Origin of the sequence: Micromonospora sp. NPDC005220, from assembly GCF_040607895.1 — a bacterium.
Lineage (GTDB): Bacteria > Actinomycetota > Actinomycetes > Mycobacteriales > Micromonosporaceae > Micromonospora.
This window is the reverse complement of sequence record NZ_JBEXHP010000028.1, coordinates 33,201-52,004: the sequence shown is the minus strand read 5'-3', so window position 1 is coordinate 52,004 and position 18,804 is coordinate 33,201. Positions and strand designations below refer to the sequence as shown.

The following is an 18,804-nucleotide window of genomic DNA, read 5'->3' as shown; positions in this document are numbered from 1 at the left end:
GCCGTCGGCGGAACTCAGGCGGTGATCAGGGTGCCGATCTTGTCGCCACCCACCGCGCGGATGATGGTGTCGTCACCCTGCGCGCCGAAGACCAGCATCGGCAGGCCGTTCTCCATGCAGAGGCTGAACGCCGCCGCGTCGGCCACCCGCAGGTTACGGCGCAGCACCTCGGAGAAGGTGATCGAGTCGAGCTTGCTGGCGGTGGGGTCGATCCGGGGGTCGGCGGTGTAGACGCCGTCCACGCCGTTCTTGCTCATCAGCACCACGTCGGCCCGGATCTCCAGCGCCCGCTGGGCGGCCACGGTGTCGGTGGAGAAGTACGGCATCCCGGCGCCGGCGCCGAAGATGACCACGCGGCCCTTCTCCAGGTGCCGGATGGCGCGCAGCGGGATGTACGGCTCGGCGACCTGGGCCATCGTGATGGCGCTCTGCACCCGGGTCTCGATGCCCTCCTTCTCCAGGAAGTCCTGGAGAGCGAGGCAGTTCATCACGGTGCCGAGCATGCCCATGTAGTCCGCGCGGGCCCGGTCCATCCCACGCTTCTGCAGCTCCGCGCCGCGGAAGAAGTTGCCGCCGCCGACCACCACGGAAACCTGCACGCCGCGGCGGACCACGGTGGCGATCTGCCGGGCGATGGCCTGGACGACGTCCGGGTCGACGCCGATCGCGCCGCCACCGAAGACCTCACCGGAGAGCTTCAGCACCACCCGGCGGGCACGCCCCGGCGGCGGTGCCGTCGGATCGTCCAGCTCCAGCGTCCGGTCACTCACAACCTGCGTCATCCGCCCCGCCCTTCCCCACGCGCACGCCCCGTGCGGCGCGTACCGCGAACCTGCCGCTGCCGACCCTATGTGACGAGGAGGCCGCGGTGCCTGTCATGTACACCGGCGGCCTCCTCGTTGACGTCTTCTGCCCACGGGCGCACGCGGCGCCCGGTGGCGGCTCAGGCCTGGCCGACCTCGAACCGCACGAAGCGGGTGACCTCGATGCCGGCCTCGGCCAGCAGCTGCTTCACCGACTTCTTGTTGTCGGCCACCGACGCCTGCTCGACCAGGACGAAGTCCTTGAAGAAGGAGTTCACCCGACCCTCGATGATCTTCGGCAGGGCCGCCTCGGGCTTGTTCTCCTCGCGGGCGGTCTGCTCGGCGATGCGCCGCTCGGACTCGACGACCTCAGCCGGAACCTCGTCCCGGGTGAGGTACTTCGGCCGCATCGCGGCGATCTGCATGGCCACACCGCGGGCGTCGGCGTCGCCGGCCTCGTCGCTCTTGCCGGTGTACGACACCAGCACGCCGACGGCCGGCGGCAGGTCCTGGGCCTTGCGGTGCAGGTAGATGGCGATGGTGCCCTCGACCCGGGCGAAGCGGTTGAGCACCAGCTTTTCGCCGATCTTGGCGGACTGCTCCTGGATCAGGTCCGCGACGACCTTGCCGTCGAGCTCGGTGGCGAGCAGCTCCTCGGCGGAGTTCACGCCGGAGCGGTCACCGTGCTCGACCAGCTGCTGGGCCAGCGCGATGAACGAGTCGGTCTTGGCGACGAAGTCGGTCTCGCAGTTCAGCTCGAGCAACGACTTGCCGGAGTGGGCGACCAGGCCGTTCGCGGCCGTGCGGCCAGCCCGCTTGCCGACGTCCTTGGCGCCCTTGACGCGCAGGATCTCGACGGCCTTGTCGAAGTCGCCCTCGGCCTCGGTCAGCGCCTTCTTGCTGTCCATCATGCCGGCGCCGGTGAGGTCGCGGAGCTTCTTGACGTCCGCGGCGGTGATTTGGGACATGGCTCTCTCTTCGATGTTGAGACGGCGTGTGGATGGTCAGAGGTGCCGGTTACCCGGATCCGGGCGGAACGTGCCCGGCGTACCGTCGCTGCCCGCCGTTCGCGAAAACGGACGGCGGGGCAGCGACGGTGCGATCACTCCGCGGTGGCGGCCGCCGGCTGCTCGGTGGCGGCCTGCGCCGGCTGCTCCGGGGTGGCCGACTGCTCGGCGGCAGCGGGCTGCTCGGCCGGGGCGGCGGTCTCGTCGGCCTTCTTCGGCTCGAGCAGCTCGCGCTCCCACTCGGTCAGCGGCTCGTCGCTCGCGACACCCTCGGGCTTCTCGTCGTTGCCCCGGCGACGGCCGGAACGCGCGATCAGGCCATCCGCGACGGCGGCGGCGACGACCTTGGTCAGCAGCTCGGCCGAGCGGATCGCGTCGTCGTTACCCGGGATCGGGAAGTCGACCTCGTCCGGGTCACAGTTGGTGTCCAGCACCGCGATCACCGGGATGCCCAGCTTGCGGGCCTCGTCGACGGCGATGTGCTCCTTCTTGGTGTCGACGATCCAGACCGCGGCGGGAAGCTTCTGCATGTCCCGCAGGCCACCGAGGGTGCGGGTCAGCTTGATCTTCTCGCGGGAGAGCTGCAGGGTCTCCTTCTTGGTGTAACCGGCGGCGGTGCCGCTCAGGTCACCCAGACCCTCCAGCTCCTTCATCCGCTGGAGCCGCTTGTACACGGTCTGGAAGTTGGTCAGCATGCCACCGAGCCAGCGGTGGTTGACGTACGGCTGGCCGACCCGGGTCGCCTGCTCGGCGATCGCCTCCTGGGCCTGCTTCTTGGTGCCGACGAACAGGATGCTGCCACCCTCGGCGACGGTTCCACGCACGAACTCGTACGCCTTCTCGATGTACTCGAGGGTCTGGCGCAGGTCGATGATGTAGATGCCGTTGCGCTCGGTCATGATGAAGCGCTTCATCTTCGGGTTCCAGCGCCGGGTCTGGTGCCCGAAGTGGACACCGCTCTCCAGCAGCTGACGCATGGTCACGACGGCCATGGTTGGGGTACTCCTCAAGGTCCCTGGTTGTCACGCCCGGCCGGTGGCCGGGCGTCCTGGCGCCTGGTCGCCGACCCATGGTGGACCCGATCAAGATCGGGACCAGGGAGGCCGTCGCTCCACGACGATTCGTGAAGAGGGCGCGCGAGGTCGACCGCACGAGGCGGTCGCCAGTTGGCCAGTGTACGCCCCTCACCCGCTCAGCCGCCCCCGGGTGCGCGTGGGGTGCTGCTATGCCGCTCCGCCCCTTCGCCGCTTCCCGCGCGAGTTGCCGGCACGATCGCGCTAGTTCGTGGAAGTAGCGGCCTCCGCGTCGCCTCTTCCTGGTTGTTGTCCGGATCGTCGGCGCGCGCCGACGTCGGCGGCGAGCGCGGCCGGGTCAGCCGGCGGCGAGCGCGGCGGCCACGAAGAGCACCAGGCCGACGGTCAGGTAGGCCGTTGGTGGGCGGAGCCAGCCCCGGCCGTTGTCGGCGAGCGCCAGACCGCCGGTTCGTAGCCCGTACAACCCGGTCGCGAAGATCGGCAGTCCGGCTACCAGGGCGATACCCACCACCACGTTCCCGGCGTCCACCGGGTCGCCGGTCACCCCCGCCAGCAGCACTCGCAACGCCGGGACCTCGAAGATCAACACCAGCAGCGCGAAGAGTACGGCCAGCACCGGCCGACGGGTCCGGTAGACGCCGTCGGCGGCCGGCGGATACACCGGGGGCTCGGCTGCGGGCAGGTCGGGCCGTGGGCCGATCCCCGGCATGGGGCCGGTCGGCATCTCCAGCGGGTGCGGCGTGTCGCCACCCCGGGTCGGCTCGATGATCGGGTACCCACCGAGCGGAGCGGGACGAGCCTGATCAGCGAGCACACCGGCCGGCGCTGCCGATGTGCTGTCGCGGGACGTCTCCGGCACCGCGCTGGTCACCGGAGGACCCGCCACGGCCGGCTCCCGGGCGGCCCGGCGTCCGGGCAGCTCACCGGAGGTCTCCGAGGGGTCCCGGTCCGCCCGCCGCGACCGGGTGGCCCGGTAACCGTCCACCTCCGGCCGTCCGGCAGCCAGCGGGTCGACCGCGCCGAAACGCCCCGAATCAGCCTCACTCGCATCGAACCGATCGGCCTCGACGTCCAAGGCACCAAAGCGACCCGAGTCCGATTCCGGCGGACCGCCGAACCGGCCCGCGTCCACCGCGCTCAAACGACCCGAGCCCGACTCCGCCGCACCGCCGAACCGGCCCCCGTCCACCGCGCTCAAACGACCCGAGCCCGACTCCGCCGCACCGCCGAACCGGCCCCCGTCCACCGCGCTCAAACGACCCGAGCCCGACTCCGGCGCACCGAACCGGCCCGCGTCGACGGCGCCGAAGCGTCCCGAGTCGGGCTCCCGGCGGCGGCCGACGCCGGTGTCCTCGACGGAGCGGCCGTCTTCCGCGCCACGCTGCCCGGGAATCTCGCCGTCCCGGTAGCGCGGCTCGCTAGCGCCGCGCCACTCCGACTCGCCGTAACCGTGACCCCGCTCGTCGGGGTACCAGCGCGACTCCTGATCTTCCGGAAAACTCCGTCGTCCGTCCACGTCAGGCACCGTATGCGACCAGCCACGCCGGCGCCATTTCAGCCCGGCTGGCCACCCCGCCGAGCACCCGCCAGCGGGGGGCATGGATGGCGCCTTCGGTGCCGCCGCCGCGGCCCCGCACCGTGATCAGGTGATGAAAAGTAGGTCGGAGGCGGTCCTGACACCTACTTTCCATCACCTGATCATGGTGGCCCCGCCGATGGGGTGCGGTCGGCCGCGCTGCCGGCCTCGGTCGGGCGTCCCACGTCGCTAGCACAGCGCGGGCATGATCGTCCGACTGTCCACAGCACACCCGTTGTCCACAGATAGGCCCCTCGCCGAGTCGCGGCGACCGCCCTGCGGCGGGCACCGTGCCGGCCATGACGAAGCGGAACCAGGCGGTTGGCGCGTACGGCGAGCGGTGCGCGGTCCGGCACCTGACCGAGGCGGGGCTGCGCCCGATCGCCCAGAACTGGCGCTGCCCGGCCGGGGAGATCGACATCATCGCGTGGGACGGGCCGGTGCTCGCCTTCTGCGAGGTGAAGACCCGCCGGGGTGAGGGCTTCGGCACCCCGGCCGAGGCGGTGGTGCCGACCAAGGCCCGCCGGCTGCGAAGGCTCGCCGCGCGGTGGCTGACCGAGACCGGCACGACCGCCGAGGAGGTGCGTTTCGACGTGCTGTCGGTGCGGCTGCCCGACACCGGCCCGGCGCAGGTCGACCACCTGAAGGGCGCGTTCTGAGATGCGTACCCGGAAGATCGGCGACGCGCGGTGAGCTACGCGAAGGTGCTCTGCGTGGGGTTGGTCGGGGTGACCGGACACCTGGTCGAGGTGGAGGCCGACCTGGCCGCCGGCCTGCCCGCGGTGGTGATCTCCGGCCTGCCGGACACCGCGCTGCACGAGGCCCGCGACCGGGTCCGCGCCGCCGTGGTCAACTCGGGCCAGCGCTGGCCCAACCGGCGGATCACCCTCAACCTGCTGCCCGCCACGCTGCCGAAATTCGGCTCGGCCTTCGATCTGGCCATCGCCGCAGCGCTGTTGGGCGGCTCGGGTGAGCTGCCGCTGCTTCCCCTGGAGGGGGTGGTGGTCCTCGGCGAGCTGGGGCTCGACGGGACGGTGCGGCCGGTGCGCGGCGTACTCCCGATGGTCGCCGCCGCGGCCCGGGCCGGCGTCGCGCGGGTGATCGTCCCGGTCGGCAACGCCGCCGAGGCCGCCGTCATCCCCGGGGTACGGGTGCGAGCGGTGGACAACCTGCACCGGCTCGTAGCCTTCGTTCGCGACGGGACCCCGCTGATCGAGCCACCGACGGACATCCCGGCGCCGGTGGTCGGTGGGCCCGATCTTGCCGAGGTCGCCGGGCAGCAGATGGGTCGACGCGCCCTGGAGGTCGCCGCGGCCGGCGGGCACCACGTGGCGCTGCTCGGGCCCCCGGGCGCGGGCAAGACGATGCTCGCCGAACGACTGCCGTCGATCCTGCCCGAGCTGGACGACGACGCCGCGCTGGAGGTCACCGCGCTGCACTCGGTCGCCGGGCTACTGCCGCCGGGCGGGCGGCTGCTGCGTCGCCCCCCGTTCCAGGCGCCGCACCACACCGCGACCGTGCCGTCGCTGGTCGGTGGCGGCTCGGGGCTGGCCCGACCCGGCGCGGTGTCGCTGGCGCACCGCGGGGTGCTCTTCCTGGACGAGGCCCCCGAATTCAGCAAGGGTGCGTTGGAGGCGCTGCGCCAGCCGCTGGAGCACGGCCAGATCCAGTTGAGCCGCAGCGGGGGCGGCACCGTGTACCCGGCCCGCACCCAATTGGTGCTGGCCGCCAACCCCTGTCCGTGCGCGAAGCCGGCCGGCGATGCGCACTGCGAGTGCAGCCCGCTGGTCCGTCGCCGCTACCTGGGCAGACTCTCCGGGCCGCTGCTCGACCGGATCGACGTTCAGGTGCGGTTGATGCCGGTACGGGCGGCCGAGCTGATGGCGACCGACGGCGACGTCGAGCCCTCGGCGACGGTCGCCGCCCGGGTGGCGGCGGCCCGACAGGCGGCGGCCACCCGCTGGGCCGACCTCGGCCGACGACTCAACGCCGAGGTGGACGGCCCGCACCTGCGCCGACCGCCGTGGCGGCTGCCGGCCCGGGTCACCGTCGAGCTGCGTGGCCGGCTCGACTCCGGCTCGCTGTCGGCGCGCGGCTTCGACCGGGTGATCCGGATGGCCTGGACCATCGCTGATCTGGACGGCCGGGACCGGCCGGACCGCGACGACGTCCGGGAAGCGCTTCAACTACGAACGGGGGAGGCGACGTGAGCGCCGAGGAGGAACGCAGGCTGGCCCGGGTCGCCCTGACCTGGTTGGCGGAGCCGGGCACGCGCGCGGTGCACCGGCTGGTCGAACGGCACGGCCCGGTGGCGACCCTGGATCTGCTGCTCGACGGCGGCAGCCCGGACGGCTGGCTGCACACCACGGTCGCCGCACGCTCGGCGGCCGGCGACGCGCGGGCGGTGGCGGCAGAGGCCCTGGAGCGGGCGGACCGGCTGGGTGCCCGGCTGGTCACGCCGGACGACGAGGAGTGGCCGGCCCAGGTTGCCAGCCTGGCCACGTTGCGTCTGCCGGACGTCAGCCGTCGGGTGGACGGTGAGACCGCCCCGCCGCTCTGCTTCTGGGTACGCGGGGGCTGGCCGCTCGGCGAGGCTCTGGATCGCTCGGTGGCCGTGGTCGGGGCGCGGGCGGCCACCGGCTATGGGCAGCACGTCGCGACCGAGCTGGGGTACGGGTTGGCGGAGCGGGACTGGACGGTCGTGTCCGGTGGTGCGTTCGGCATCGACGCCGCCGCCCACCGAGGCGCCCTCACCGCGGGCGGTCTGACCGTCGCGGTGCTCGCCTGCGGGCTGGACCGTCCGTACCCGATGGGCAACGCGGCGCTCTTCGACCGGATCGCCGAGACGGGACTGCTGGTCAGTGAGTGGCCGCCCGGTGCCGAGCCGCTACGGCCCCGATTCCTGATCCGCAACCGGGTGATCGCCGCAGGCACCCTGGGCACCGTCGTGGTGGAGGCGTCCGCGCGCAGCGGCGCGACGCAGACCGCGCGGCGAGCGATCCACTCCAATCGGGTGGCCATGGTGGTGCCGGGGCCGGTGACCTCGGCGATGTCCGTCGGCGCGCACGAGTTCCTGCGCGAGCAGCCCAAGGCCCGACTGGTCACCGGGGTGGCGCACGTACTGGAGGAGGTGGGCCGGATCGGCGCGGACCTCGCTCCGCCGGTGCGTGGACCGCAGCGGGCCACCGACACGCTGGACGACGACGCGCGGTCGCTGCTGGAGGCGCTGCCCCGCCGGGGCGCGATGGGCGTGGACCGGCTCTCCGTCCGCGCCGGTGTCGACGTACGGACCGCGTTGCGCAAGCTGTCGCTGCTGGAGGAGTTGTCCATGGTGGTCCGTCGGGATGACGGCTACGCCCTCACCCCACCCGCCAAGCCCAAGGGAGCGGCGGCAGCGGAGGGGGCCGGTCTGCCTGGTAACTGAGCGGGTGCGACACAGCCCGCCGGCCGGGGTGGTCGTCCAGATGCCCGTACCCCCTCGCGCTCGGGACCCCGGCCGACCGCTACTGCCGGTACCGTGCCCGGTCATGGGTGCAATCAAGCCGTGGCACATCAGCGTGCTCTGCTGTCTCGTCGTGACCGCCGTGCTCGTTGTCGGCTTGGTCGTGTTCCTGGTCAAGAGGAGCAACCGCCGGTAGTCGGGGTGAACATCGGCACCGTCGTGTCCGGTGACGTACGCGGACCGGCCGTAGGCTGGTGCCGTGCCAGCTGTGAGTGAGGGTGCCTGGGCCAGTGGACCGGCCAGCACGTTGGCGCGGCCACGATGAGCCGACCGGACCGGGGCACCCGGGCCATGCACCAGGCGTTGCCGCCAGCGTTGCGCGACGCGGTCGACGACTTCGCCGAGCACCTGTCCCGGGTGCGTAACCGGTCGGCGCACACCGTCCGCGCGTACGTCACTGATCTCGTCTCGCTGCTCGACCACGCCGTCCGGATGGGCTGCGTCGACCTGGCCGAGCTGGACCTGTCGGTGCTGCGCAGTTGGCTGGCGCGGCAACGCACCACGGGTGCGGCTCGCACATCGTTGGCTCGGCGGGCGGCGTCGGCGCGGGCGTTCAGCGCCTGGGCGCACCGGGCCGGGCTGCTCCCCGCCGATGTGGGCGCGGCGCTGGCCAGCCCTCGCGCGCACCGGGAACTGCCCAGCGTGCTGCGCGTCGACCAGGCCGCCGCCCTGGTCGAGGCACCGTCCCGGCAGGCACCGCCCACGAACCCGCCGTCCACGGACCAAGCGCCCGCGGACGCAACCCGCACGGACCAGGCACGCACGGATGCAGCCCGCACGGACGCAGCCCGGACGGACCAGGCGCGCGCCGATGCAGAGCGCACGGACGCAGCGGCCGGGTCGGTGCAGGGCGCAACAGAGGGGGCCGAGGCGGTGCCGTTGCGGGACCGGGTGCTGCTGGAGCTGCTCTACGCCACCGGCGTACGGGTCAGCGAGGCGTGCGGGTTGGGCGTCGGCGACGTCGACCACGGCCGGCGGGTGATCCGGGTGTTCGGCAAGGGCGGGCGGGAGCGCTCGGTGCCGTACGGGGTGCCCGCCCAGCGGGCGTTGGACGACTGGCTGCGCCGGGGCCGCCCCGCGATGGCGGGGCCCCGCTCCGGCGACGCGCTGTTGCTGGGTGCCCGGGGCGGTCGGCTCAACCCGACGACCGCGCGTCGGATCGTCGGTGCGTACGCCGAGACCGCTGGGCTGCCCCGGACCAGCCCGCACGATCTACGCCACTCCGCGGCCACCCACCTCCTGGAGGGTGGCGCGGACCTGCGCGCCGTGCAGGAGTTGCTCGGTCACTCGTCGCTGGCGAGCACTCAGATCTACACCCACGTCTCGGTCGAGCGGCTGCGTGCCGCGTACCAGCAGGCGCACCCCCGCGCCTGATCAAAGGCCGGGACGCAAAGGCCGAAGGGCACGCACGCGCCCCCGATCAAAGATCGGGACGCATTACGATCATCGCGTGAGCGTCCCGCAGCCTCCTGAGCCGATCCCGGGCGCCCGCCTGCTGTTCTCCCTGGACCCGGCGGTCAGCCACCTCAACCATGGTTCGTTCGGCGCGGTGCCGATCGGCGTGCAGCGCGCCCAGCAGCGGCTGCGCGACGAGATGGAGGCGAACCCGCTGCGCTTCTTCACGCAGGGGCTGGTCGACCGGATCGCGCACACCCGCCGGCACCTGGCCGGGTTCCTGGGCGCCGACCCGGACGGCAGTGCCCTGGTGGGCAACACCACCACCGGTGTCGCCGTGGTGCTCCAGTCGGTGGGCCTTCAGGCCGGCGACGAGGTGCTGAGCACCGACCACGGGTACGGGGCGGTGAGCCTGGCCATCCAGCGCGAGTGCCGTCGTACCGGCGCGGTCAGCCGGGTACTGCCGATTCCGCTGGCCGCCACTGACGAGCAGATCGTGCAGAACATCCGCGCCGGTCTGCGCCCCGGGCGGACCCGCCTGCTCGTCGTCGACCAGCTCACCTCGGCCACCGCCAAGCTCTTCCCTACCGCCGCCATCGTCGGGGTGGCCCGTGAACACGGCGTGCCGGTTCTGGTGGACGCCGCGCACGCGCCGGGCATGCTGCCCACCCCGGTGGCCAGCATCGGCGCGGACTTCTGGGTGGGCAACCTGCACAAGTGGGCGTACGCCCCGCGCGGGACCGCCCTGCTGGCGGTGGCGCCGCAGTGGCGGGACCGGATCGAGCCACTGGTGGTCTCCTGGGAGCAGGAGTCGGGTTTCCCGGCCCGGCTCGAGTGGCAGGCGACTCTCGACTACACGCCCTGGCTGGCCGCCCCGGCGGGCCTGTTCACGATGCGCAGTCTCGGCGTCGACCGGGTGCGGGCGCACAACGCCGCGCTCGCCGCGTACGGCCAGCGGGTGGTGGGGGACGCGCTGGGGGTGGCCCCCGCCGACCTGCCCGACCCCGGCGGACCGGGGGTGGCTCTGCGCCTCATCCCACTGCCGCCCGGCACCGGCACCACGATCGACGTGGCGCGGGCGTTGCAGGCGCGGATCGGTGAACGGCTCGCCGCGGAGGTGGCGGTGATGAGTTGGAACGGCCGGGGTTGGCTGCGGCTCACCGGCCAGGTCTACAACGTCGCGGCCGAGTACGAGCGGCTGGCCGCACGGCTGCCGGCACTGCTCGCCCAGCGCTGACCGGACGACCCGAGAGCACCGGAAGCGCCGGAAGCACCGGACGCACCGGGAGCGGGCCCGCTGACCGGACGGACCGGGAGCAGGCGCACCGGGCCGAGGCCGAGCAGGGCCAGCGGGTCGAGGTACTCCTCGCCCCGGCGCAGGCCCCAGTGCAGGCACGCCTCGGCCGGGCAACCCGGATGCCCGGGCAGCAGCTCGCCCAGCGGCGCACCGGCGGTGACCGGCTGGCCGGGGCGTACGGCGGGTTGGACCGGCTCGTGCGTGGTCCGCAGCCCGTCGGCGTGCCCCACGGTGACCACCGGTCGACCGGCCACCAGGCCGGCGAAGAGCACGGTGCCCGGCCCGGCGCTGCGCACCACCGCCCCGGCTGGGGCGGCCAGGTCGACGCCCCGGTGCCCGGGCAGCCACGGCCGGGGCGGCGGGTCGAACCGGCGCACCGGACGGGGCGGCCCGTCGACCGGCCAGCGGAACCGCCCGGTGGGCGCTGGGTCCGCGACCGGCACCGCCAGGGCCGCGACCGGCACGGTCGGTGTCGGTGGTTGACCGGGCAGCGCCGCGACCAGCAGCGCCAGCCCGCAGAGATGCACGGTCAGCGCGAGGGGAAGCGCGGCGCAGAGCAGCACGGTACGGCGGATCGAGCGGACGGATGGTGGTCGCATGACGGCAGCCTCCGGCCGAGGCGGGGTGGTCCGCCAGCCCGGCCGACGGACCTGTGGACAACCGGAGGTGCTGTGGACGACCACCCAAGCACTTCGATGATCTGTTATGAGCCGGGTGGCACCCCAGGGCCGTTTTCGGGCCGCCACCGAGGGCCTAGGCTGGGCCGCGTGCGGCGGGTGCCGCCACCTGGACCGGGGAGGCCCTGCATGACCACTGTCGACGACCGGCCGCCGTCGGTGGCCGACGCGAGCGGTCCGTCCCGGCTCGCGGAGCCGGACGAGGCGATCAGCGCCGAGGAGTTGCAGCTCGCGGCCCGCAACCACGGCATCCCGTTGGAGGCGCTGCGCTACGACGTCACCCCGGCCGGGCTGCACTACCTGCTGATCCACTACGACATCCCGGAGCTCGACCCGGCGGCACACACACTGACCATCGGCGGGGCGGTGCGGCGTCCGCTGACGGTCACCCTCGCCGACCTGCGCGAGCGACCCCGGGTCACCCAGCAGGTGACGCTGGAGTGCGCCGGCAACGGGCGTGCCGTGCTGCACCCCCGGCCGGTGAGCCAGCCGTGGCTGGTCGAGGCGGTCGGCAACGCCGAGTGGACCGGCACTCCCCTCGCTCCGCTGCTGCGCGAGGCGGGCATCGACCCGGACGCGGTGGACGTGGTCTTCACCGGCGCCGATCACGGCGTGGAGCGCGGGGTCGAGCAGGACTATCAGCGGGCGCTTCCGGTCGCCGACGCGCTACGCGAGGAGGTGCTGCTGGCGTACGAGATGAACGGCGCTCCCCTGCTGCCGCAGCACGGCGCGCCGCTGCGGCTGATCGTGCCGGGCTGGTACGGCATGGCGCACGTGAAGTGGGTCCACTCCATCGAGCTGCGGACCGAGCCGTTCGAGGGGTACCAGAACGCGGTGGCCTACCGGGTACGCCGCGACGCCGACGACCCCGGTGTACCGGTCACCCGGATCGAGCCGCGCGCGCTGGTCCGCCCGCCCGGCTTCCCCGACTTCATGTCCCGCCGTCGGGTGCTGCGACCCGGCCCGTGCACCCTGGATGGTCGGGCCTGGTCGGGGCACGCACCGGTGGTCGCCGTGGAGGTGACCACCGACGGCGGGGAGAGTTGGGCGCCGGCCGAGCTGGACCCGGCGGACGCCGGAGATTTCGCCTGGCGGCGCTGGCGGCACGAGTGGGTCGCCACCCCCGGCCGGTACGTGCTTGGCGCGCGGGCGACCGACGCGTCCGGGCGGACCCAGCCGGTCGAGCAACAGTGGAACCGTGGCGGCTTCGCCAACAACATGGTGCAGCGGGTCGAGGTCGTGGTGCCGGCCGAGTGATCGGCGGCGGGTGTCAGGCCACGGGTGGGGGACCCGTGGCCTGGCACGGTGGCTCGGGTGCGCTCAGCCGTTGAGGCCGGGAACGTTCAGCCTTCGAGGCCGGGTGCGCTCAGCCGCCGAAGCCGGAGTCGGCGGGCAGCGAGATGTCGGGCTTCTCCAGCTCCTCGACGTTGACGTCCTTGAAGGTCATCACCCGGACGTTCTTCACGAAGCGGGCAGGACGGTACATGTCCCACACCCAGGCGTCGTGCATCTCCACCTCGAAGTAGACCTCGCCGTCGGAGTTGCGCACGTGCAGGTCGACCTGGTTGGCCAGGTAGAACCGGCGCTCCGTCTCCACCACGTAGGAGAATTGGCGGACAATGTCGCGGTACTCCCGGTAGAGCTGCAGCTCCATCTCGGTCTCGTACTTCTCGAGATCTTCCGCGCTCATCGCACTCCGCCTTCCATGGCCACATCTTCCCCCACCGGCGTCGGAGGCCGAGGCTGCTCGCCCAACGCCACGCCGACGGTACCCCCTGACGCCCACGAGCGCTCCATCGGCTCATCGGGGCGGTGGCCGCCGGGCCGTCGGGCGCGCGGCGGCCGGCCGTCGCGGCCGGAGACCGCGGCGACATTGACGTACGAGAACCGGTGTTCCCGGCACGGCCCGTGCTCCCGCAGCGCCGCCGAGTGCTCCGGGGTGATGTAGCCCTTGTGCTCGGCGAAGCCGTATGCCGGGTACACCGCGTCCAACTCCACCATGAGCCGGTCCCGAGTGACCTTGGCGAGCACGCTGGCCGCCGCCACGCACGCGGCCACCCGGTCGCCCTTCCACACCGCCAGCCCAGGCACACCCAGACCGTCCACGCCGAAGCCGTCGGTCAGCACGTACTCCGGGTGGGTGGTGAGCGAGGCGAGCGCCCGGCGCATCGCGGCCAGGTTGCACACGTGCAGCCCCCGGGCGTCGACCTCCTCGGCCGGGATGACCACCACGGCGTACGCGAGCGCGCGGTCCACGACCTCCGCGTACACCCGCTCCCGACTGGCCGGGGTGAGCAGCTTCGAGTCGGCCAGCCCCTCGATCTCGCCGCGCCGCCCCTCGGGCAGCACCGCCGCGGCGGCGACCAGCGGACCGGCGCACGCCCCCCGGCCCGCCTCGTCGGCGCCGGCGACGTGCCGGAAGCCACGTCGCTGCAACGCCCGCTCCAGGGCGTACAGGCCGGCCTCGCGGCGCACCACGGTACGCGGCGGGGTCAGCACGACGCCTCGTCCTGGTCGGCGGTGGTCGACTGCCCCAGCCGGGTCAGCAGGGCGGGCAGTTCGGGTGGGTAGAACCGGTCGCCGCTGGCCGCCAACTCGTCCGGAACCCACCAGCGGTGGTCGGCGATGCTGCGTCGCTCGATGTCGTTGAAGCCCGTGGTGTCCACCCGCCAGGAATCCACCCGGAAGAGGAAGAAATCCTGCTCCTGGCGGTACCAGATGCCGTCGAAGGAGAACTCTGTCGCGTCCGACCAGACCGGCTCACCCAACTCGGTCGGGTCGACCCGCAGGCCGGTCTCCTCGGCCAACTCACGGGCCGCGCCCGCCGCCGGGGACTCCAGCGGATCGAGCCCGCCGCCGGGAGTGAACCAGTACCGGTGCCCGGGTCGGGCCGGGTCGAAGCCCTCGAACAGCAGGACCCGGCCGGCCGCGTCGACGAGCAGCACGCGGGCCGCACGTCGAGGGGTGTACGCGCGGTCGTCGCTGTTCGCGACTGCGGGGCTCGGACGTTCACTCCTCGCGCTCACGGTCACCGCACCAGCCTGCCAGACCGCGGACGGATCGCCCACGCCCCGTCGGCCTACGGCTTGGGAATGCCGTCGAACCCGTCCGGCACGGTCAGCCAGGTGGCCCGGTTGACCGGCCAGAAGACGGTGAACGCCCGGCCGACCACGTCCTTCTCGGGGATGGTGGCCTCGGTGATGTTCTGCTGGGACTGCTGCCAGTGCTCCAGTGAGTCGCCGGAGGCCGAGCGGTGGTCGCCCATCACCCACAGCCGTCCCTCCGGCACGGTGATGTCGAACTCCTGGTCGGCGGGCTTGTCGCGAACCCCGTCCATGGAGAAGATGTACGGCTCGTCCAGCGACTTGCCGTTGATCATCAATCGTTCCTGCGGGTCGCAGCAGACCACGTGGTCGCCGGGGATGCCGATCACCCGCTTGATGAAGTCCTCACCGTCGGGGTTGCCGCTCCACTCGGTCGGAGCCTTGAACACGATCACCTCGCCGCGGTGCGGTGATCGGAAGTCGTAGACCAGCTTGTTGACCAGCACCCGGTCATCGATCTTGAGAGTGTTTTCCATGGACGGGGAGGGGATGAAGAAGGTCTGCAGCACAAAGGCGCGGACCAGCACCGCGACCAGGATCGCCACACCCAGCAGGATCGGCAGCTCCTTCCAGAAGGAGCTACGCGGCTTGTCGGTCTGCTCGTCAATCACGCCAAGGAGCCTACGTTGCTCGGCTGGACGGCACCGTCCGGAACGCGCGGGAACCACGTAGTGCGGCTGCCAACGGAAGGATCAGCAGCACACCGCCCTGCGGAGCCGGTGGCACGGGAGGTCCGACGGGGGAAGCGGTGGCCGGCCCGGAGACGTCCTCGAACGTCGACGGCACCGACAGCGCGCTCCACCGCGACGACGGCCAGACCACAGTGAAGGCCCGGCCGACCACGTTGTCGATCGGCACCGGCCCCTGGCAGCGCGCGTCCTGGGAGACCTCACGGTGGTCGCCCATCACGAAGATCTGACCGGGCGGCACGACGATCTCGTCGAAGCGCCGGGAGCGGCACTCCGCCGGGTTGGGCGGCAGGTCCAGTGGTGAGTCCCGCAGGACGTACGGTTCGTTGAGCGGCGTGCCGTTGACTGTCACCCGCCCCTGGCTGTCGCAGCACTTGACCCGGTCACCGGGAAGACCGATCACCCGCTTGATGAAGTCCTTCTCACCGGGGCGGCTCACCCCGACCAGGTCGCCGACGGTGCGGGCCAGCCGGCCGGCGACACCGGGCTTCGGCTGATCGTCGACCTGCGGCGCCCAGCGGTCGGTGCCCCGGAAGACCACCACCTCGCCGCGCAGCGGGTCACGAACGTCGTAGACGACCTTGTTGACCAGCACCCGGTCACCGACGAGGAGGGTGTCCTCCATCGAGCCGGACGGAATGAAGAACGCCTGGAGCAGGAAGGTGCGGATCAGCACCGCGAGGCAGAACGCGACCACCAGCAGCAGCGGCAACTCCTGCCAGAGCGGCATCTGCCGGCGGGTGCGGCGAGCCCGTCGGCGCCACGGATCGACGGTGCCGTCCTCGTCAAGCGTCTGCACCACGCCACTCCCCGGTCCGCAGAAACACCACCGCCCGGGAGCCTCGTCGAGGCTCCACGGGCGGTAGTGGACAACTGCCCGCCACGTGGGCGGGACCGCCGCCTCGCTGCGCCCGTACGACCAGGGTAGTGCGCTCTGGTCGGTACGGCATACGCGCAGCTCGGGCGGCGTGGCGAACGGGAAGTCAGCTGGGCTGCTTCTCCCGCTTCTCCTTGATCTTGGCCTTCTTGCCGCGCAGCTCGCGCAGGTAGTAGAGCTTGGCGCGACGCACGTCACCGCGGGTCACGACCTCGATCCGGTCGATGCCGGGGCCGTTGAGCGGGTAGGTCCGCTCGACGCCGACACCGAAGCTGACCTTGCGGACCGAGAAGGTCTCGCGCAGACCGTCACCCTGGCGGCGGATCACGACGCCCTGGAAGATCTGGACACGGGACCGGTTGCCCTCGACGACGCGGGCGTGCACCTTGACGGTGTCACCGGCCCGGAAGTCGGGAAGGTCGGTCCGCTTCGACTGGGCGTCAAGGGCGTCCAGGATGTTCATCGCTGCGTCCTCGTAAGGCTCACGGCGCACCGTCACTCGGTGCGCGGGTGGGTGATTCTGATTCCCGGGTGGTGATCGGCGGACCGACCCCGGTCGGGGATCCTCGCAGCCGACCGCGGGCGCGGACGGATGCGGCAACCCCTCTACTTTGCCACATCTCCCGGTGGAGGTTGAAATCCGGCCTGGTCCAGGGCCGCGATGTCCCGTTTGTCGAGCCGATCGGGGGGCAGCGCGGCCAGCAGGTCCGGCCGGCGGGCCGCGGTCCGCAGCAGACCCTCCTCGCGCCGCCAACGGGCGATCTTGCCGTGGTCACCGGAGCGGAGCACCTCCGGCACGTCGTGCCCACGCCAGCTCGGCGGCTTGGTGTAGATCGGCGCTTCCAGCAGCCCGTGCGCGTGCGACTCCTCGTCCAGCGAGCCCGCGTTGCCCAGCACCCCCGGCAGCAGTCGGGTGACCGCCTCCAGGATCACCAGGACCGCGACCTCGCCGCCGAAGAGCACGTAGTCGCCGAGCGACACCTCGGTGACCGGCATCCGGGTGGCGGCGTGCGCCAGGACCCGCTGGTCGATCCCCTCGTAACGGCCGCAGGCGAAGAGCAGATGCGGCTCGGCCGCCAACTCGTACGCCATCGCCTGGGTGAACGGGGCACCGGCCGGCGACGGCACCAGCAGCCGGGGCGGCGGAGCGTCGGCCGGCGCGAGCGCGTCCAACGCCTCACCCCACGGCTCCGGGCGCATCACCATTCCCGGCCCGCCACCGTAGGGGGTGTCGTCGACCGTGCGGTGCACGTCGTGGGTCCAGGTCCGCAGATCGTGCACGGCGAGCTGGAGTACGCCGTTGGCCCGCGCCCGTCCGATCAGCGACAGGTCCAGCGGGGCGAAGTACTCCGGAAAGATCGACACGACGTCGACGCGCATGCGGGCTGGTCCTAAAGGTCGAGCAGTCCGGCTGGCGGGTCGACGATCACACGTCCGCCGGCCAGGTCGACCTCCGGAACGATCGCCCGGACGAACGGGATCAACGCGGTACGCCCCTCGGGCCGCCGCAGCACCAGCAGGTCGGACGAGGGCGCGTGGTCGATGCGGGCGACCTCGCCCAGGCGCTCGCCGGCCGGGGTCACCACGGCCAACCCGACCAACTGGTGGTCGTGGAACTCCTCCGGGTCGTCCGGTGGGGCCACCTCGGCGCTGTCCACCAGGAGCAGCGTCCCGCGCAACGCCTCGGCGGTGTTGCGGTCCAGGATGCCGTCGAACGCGATCAGCACCCGACCCTGGTGGAAGCGGGCTTCCTCGATGGTCAGCTCCGCCGGAACCCGGAACGGCACGCCAGGCTCATCGGTGGGTGGAGGGGGTGTCGCCCCCGGTGCGGTGCGCAGCACCGTCCCGGGGGCGAACCGTGCCTCGGGCTCGTCGGTCCGCACTTCCACGGTGACCTCACCGCGGACACCGTGCGGCTTGCCGATCCTGCCGACGACGAGCTGCATCAGTACGAGTCGACGATGTCGACGCGAACCCCGCGCCCGCCGATGGAGCCGATCACCTGGCGCAGCGCCTTGGCGGTCCGGCCGGACCGCCCGATCACAGTGCCGAGGTCCTCGGGGTGCACGCGGACTTCGAGCCGCTTGCCCCGACGGGAATCGACCATCCGCACCCGGACGTCATCCGGGTGGTCGACGATGCCCTTGACCAGGTGCTCCAACGCCGGACGCAGTGGCATGTCAGGCCTGCTCACCGGCGTCGGCAGCGGCCGGGGCCTCGGCCGGAGCGTCGGCAGCGGCCGGGGCCTCGGCCGGAGCCTCGGTCTTCGGCGCCTCGGCCGGAGCCTCAGCCTTCGGAGCCTCGGCAGCCTTGGCGGCCTTCTTGGCCGGCTTGGCCGGGGTCTCCGGGGCGAGCCCGGCGGCGGCCTTGGCCTCAGCCTCGTACGCCGCCTTGCGGTCGGCCCGCTCGGGGGCGACCAGGAGCGGCGGCGGGGCCGGCAGGCCCTTGTACTTCTGCCAGTCACCGGTCAGCTCCAGCAGCCGCTGCACCGCCTCGCTCGGCTGGGCGCCGACGGACAGCCAGTACTGGACCCGCTCCGACTTGACCTCGATGATCGAGGGGTCTTCCTTGGGCTGGTAAATCCCGACGAACTCGATCGCCCGGCCGTCACGCTTGGTGCGCGAGTCGGCGATGACGATGCGGTACTGCGGGTTGCGGATCTTGCCCATCCGCAGGAGCCGGATCTTTACGGCCACAGTTGTTTCGCTCCTGTTGCGATCTCACCGGCCCGGTACGGGCGGTGTGCATGGGTGAGCGCCGACCGGCACAGTGGGGTTGGGCCGGAGACTACTCGGTGGACTGGCAACGCGCCCGGGTTAGAGGGCGCCGAACGCGCGCCGGAT

At 72.4% G+C, this 18,804-nt stretch carries 21 protein-coding genes; 6 read left to right on the top strand and 15 right to left on the bottom strand.

Going from position 1 to position 18,804, the window contains the following annotated elements; all coding sequences use genetic code 11:
- Window positions 1-14: 14 nt before the first annotated feature.
- The 4 genes from pyrH to ABZU52_RS14300 form a co-directional block, all read right to left on the bottom strand.
- Window positions 15-782, bottom strand: a complete 768-nt coding sequence (gene pyrH, locus ABZU52_RS14315) for a UMP kinase (RefSeq protein ID WP_030335195.1) — start codon at window positions 780-782, stop codon at window positions 15-17.
- Between the two features lie 161 nt (window positions 783-943).
- A complete protein-coding gene (tsf, locus tag ABZU52_RS14310) occupies window positions 944-1,771 on the bottom strand; it encodes a translation elongation factor Ts (RefSeq protein WP_354971485.1) in 828 nt (275 codons plus the stop codon).
- 134 nt (window positions 1,772-1,905) lie between these two features.
- Window positions 1,906-2,802 (bottom strand): 30S ribosomal protein S2, encoded by an 897-nt coding sequence (gene rpsB / locus ABZU52_RS14305; RefSeq protein WP_354971484.1) that lies wholly within the window; start codon window positions 2,800-2,802, stop codon window positions 1,906-1,908.
- Between the two features lie 379 nt (window positions 2,803-3,181).
- Window positions 3,182-4,369, bottom strand: a complete 1,188-nt coding sequence (locus ABZU52_RS14300) for a hypothetical protein (RefSeq protein ID WP_354971483.1) — start codon at window positions 4,367-4,369, stop codon at window positions 3,182-3,184.
- A gap of 350 nt (window positions 4,370-4,719) precedes the next feature.
- On the opposite strand from ABZU52_RS14300, the gene ABZU52_RS14295 reads away from it, so the two are divergent.
- The 5 genes from ABZU52_RS14295 (at window position 4,720) to ABZU52_RS14275 (ending at window position 10,554) form a co-directional block, all read left to right on the top strand.
- Complete coding sequence (locus tag ABZU52_RS14295) at window positions 4,720-5,079, top strand: YraN family protein (RefSeq protein WP_354971482.1); 360 nt, start codon at window positions 4,720-4,722, stop codon at window positions 5,077-5,079.
- 30 nt (window positions 5,080-5,109) lie between these two features.
- Window positions 5,110-6,630, top strand: a complete 1,521-nt coding sequence (locus tag ABZU52_RS14290) for a YifB family Mg chelatase-like AAA ATPase (RefSeq protein WP_354971481.1) — start codon at window positions 5,110-5,112, stop codon at window positions 6,628-6,630.
- Entirely contained in the window at window positions 6,627-7,844 is a 1,218-nt protein-coding gene (locus ABZU52_RS14285; RefSeq protein ID WP_354971480.1) for a DNA-processing protein DprA, read from the top strand. Before ABZU52_RS14290 ends, ABZU52_RS14285 begins: the two co-directional genes overlap by 4 nt.
- A 339-nt stretch (window positions 7,845-8,183) precedes the next feature.
- Window positions 8,184-9,296: a tyrosine recombinase XerC gene (locus ABZU52_RS14280; RefSeq protein WP_354971479.1), complete on the top strand. Its 1,113-nt coding sequence runs from the start codon at window positions 8,184-8,186 to the stop codon at window positions 9,294-9,296.
- Between the two features lie 76 nt (window positions 9,297-9,372).
- Entirely contained in the window at window positions 9,373-10,554 is a 1,182-nt protein-coding gene (locus ABZU52_RS14275; RefSeq protein ID WP_354971478.1) for an aminotransferase class V-fold PLP-dependent enzyme, read from the top strand.
- On the opposite strand, the gene ABZU52_RS14270 is transcribed toward ABZU52_RS14275, so the two are convergent.
- Complete coding sequence (locus tag ABZU52_RS14270; RefSeq protein ID WP_354971477.1) at window positions 10,488-11,213, bottom strand: peptidoglycan DD-metalloendopeptidase family protein; 726 nt, start codon at window positions 11,211-11,213, stop codon at window positions 10,488-10,490. The genes ABZU52_RS14275 and ABZU52_RS14270 overlap by 67 nt on opposite strands.
- 207 nt (window positions 11,214-11,420) lie before the next feature.
- Between ABZU52_RS14270 and ABZU52_RS14265 the strand changes: the two genes are divergently transcribed.
- Window positions 11,421-12,548 carry a sulfite oxidase gene (locus ABZU52_RS14265; protein WP_354971476.1) on the top strand — a complete coding sequence of 376 codons (1,128 nt, stop codon included), beginning with the start codon at window positions 11,421-11,423 and terminating at the stop codon, window positions 12,546-12,548.
- A gap of 109 nt (window positions 12,549-12,657) precedes the next feature.
- On the opposite strand, the gene ABZU52_RS14260 is transcribed toward ABZU52_RS14265, so the two are convergent.
- The 10 genes from ABZU52_RS14260 to rpsP form a co-directional block, all read right to left on the bottom strand.
- Window positions 12,658-12,981 carry a DUF2469 domain-containing protein gene (locus ABZU52_RS14260; RefSeq protein ID WP_007075222.1) on the bottom strand — a complete coding sequence of 108 codons (324 nt, stop codon included), beginning with the start codon at window positions 12,979-12,981 and terminating at the stop codon, window positions 12,658-12,660.
- The gene (locus ABZU52_RS14255; protein ID WP_354971475.1) at window positions 12,978-13,790 is read right to left on the bottom strand and encodes a ribonuclease HII; all 813 of its coding nucleotides are present in this window, start codon (window positions 13,788-13,790) and stop codon (window positions 12,978-12,980) included. Before ABZU52_RS14255 ends, ABZU52_RS14260 begins: the two co-directional genes overlap by 4 nt.
- Window positions 13,784-14,317 carry an NUDIX domain-containing protein gene (locus ABZU52_RS14250; RefSeq protein WP_354971492.1) on the bottom strand — a complete coding sequence of 178 codons (534 nt, stop codon included), beginning with the start codon at window positions 14,315-14,317 and terminating at the stop codon, window positions 13,784-13,786. Before ABZU52_RS14250 ends, ABZU52_RS14255 begins: the two co-directional genes overlap by 7 nt.
- A 53-nt stretch (window positions 14,318-14,370) precedes the next feature.
- Entirely contained in the window at window positions 14,371-15,006 is a 636-nt protein-coding gene (gene lepB, locus ABZU52_RS14245) for a signal peptidase I (RefSeq protein ID WP_354971474.1), read from the bottom strand.
- A 10-nt stretch (window positions 15,007-15,016) separates the two neighbouring features.
- A complete protein-coding gene (gene lepB, locus ABZU52_RS14240) occupies window positions 15,017-15,886 on the bottom strand; it encodes a signal peptidase I (protein WP_354971473.1) in 870 nt (289 codons plus the stop codon).
- Between the two features lie 181 nt (window positions 15,887-16,067).
- A complete protein-coding gene (gene rplS / locus ABZU52_RS14235; protein ID WP_030335223.1) occupies window positions 16,068-16,424 on the bottom strand; it encodes a 50S ribosomal protein L19 in 357 nt (118 codons plus the stop codon).
- A gap of 143 nt (window positions 16,425-16,567) precedes the next feature.
- Entirely contained in the window at window positions 16,568-17,341 is a 774-nt protein-coding gene (gene trmD, locus ABZU52_RS14230; RefSeq protein ID WP_354971472.1) for a tRNA (guanosine(37)-N1)-methyltransferase TrmD, read from the bottom strand.
- 11 nt (window positions 17,342-17,352) lie between these two features.
- Complete coding sequence (gene rimM, locus ABZU52_RS14225) at window positions 17,353-17,907, bottom strand: ribosome maturation factor RimM (RefSeq protein ID WP_354971471.1); 555 nt, start codon at window positions 17,905-17,907, stop codon at window positions 17,353-17,355.
- Window positions 17,907-18,167, bottom strand: coding sequence for an RNA-binding protein (locus tag ABZU52_RS14220; protein ID WP_172862164.1), 261 nt, complete (start codon window positions 18,165-18,167; stop codon window positions 17,907-17,909). Before ABZU52_RS14220 ends, rimM begins: the two co-directional genes overlap by 1 nt.
- Window positions 18,142-18,657: a 30S ribosomal protein S16 gene (rpsP, locus tag ABZU52_RS14215; protein WP_354971470.1), complete on the bottom strand. Its 516-nt coding sequence runs from the start codon at window positions 18,655-18,657 to the stop codon at window positions 18,142-18,144. The genes ABZU52_RS14220 and rpsP overlap by 26 nt, the downstream gene beginning before the upstream one ends.
- Window positions 18,658-18,804: the final 147 nt, after the last annotated feature.

Coding starts and splice junctions, on each gene's coding strand:
- rplS (WP_030335223.1), bottom strand. CDS start 16,424: ATGAACATCCTGGACGCCCTTGACGCCCAGTCGAAGCGGACCGACCTT.
- ABZU52_RS14265 (WP_354971476.1), top strand. CDS start 11,421: ATGACCACTGTCGACGACCGGCCGCCGTCGGTGGCCGACGCGAGCGGT.
- rpsB (WP_354971484.1), bottom strand. CDS start 2,802: ATGGCCGTCGTGACCATGCGTCAGCTGCTGGAGAGCGGTGTCCACTTC.
- ABZU52_RS14280 (WP_354971479.1), top strand. CDS start 8,184: ATGAGCCGACCGGACCGGGGCACCCGGGCCATGCACCAGGCGTTGCCG.
- rimM (WP_354971471.1), bottom strand. CDS start 17,907: ATGCAGCTCGTCGTCGGCAGGATCGGCAAGCCGCACGGTGTCCGCGGT.
- tsf (WP_354971485.1), bottom strand. CDS start 1,771: ATGTCCCAAATCACCGCCGCGGACGTCAAGAAGCTCCGCGACCTCACC.
- trmD (WP_354971472.1), bottom strand. CDS start 17,341: ATGCGCGTCGACGTCGTGTCGATCTTTCCGGAGTACTTCGCCCCGCTG.
- ABZU52_RS14260 (WP_007075222.1), bottom strand. CDS start 12,981: ATGAGCGCGGAAGATCTCGAGAAGTACGAGACCGAGATGGAGCTGCAG.
- pyrH (WP_030335195.1), bottom strand. CDS start 782: ATGACGCAGGTTGTGAGTGACCGGACGCTGGAGCTGGACGATCCGACG.
- ABZU52_RS14270 (WP_354971477.1), bottom strand. CDS start 11,213: ATGCGACCACCATCCGTCCGCTCGATCCGCCGTACCGTGCTGCTCTGC.
- ABZU52_RS14295 (WP_354971482.1), top strand. CDS start 4,720: ATGACGAAGCGGAACCAGGCGGTTGGCGCGTACGGCGAGCGGTGCGCG.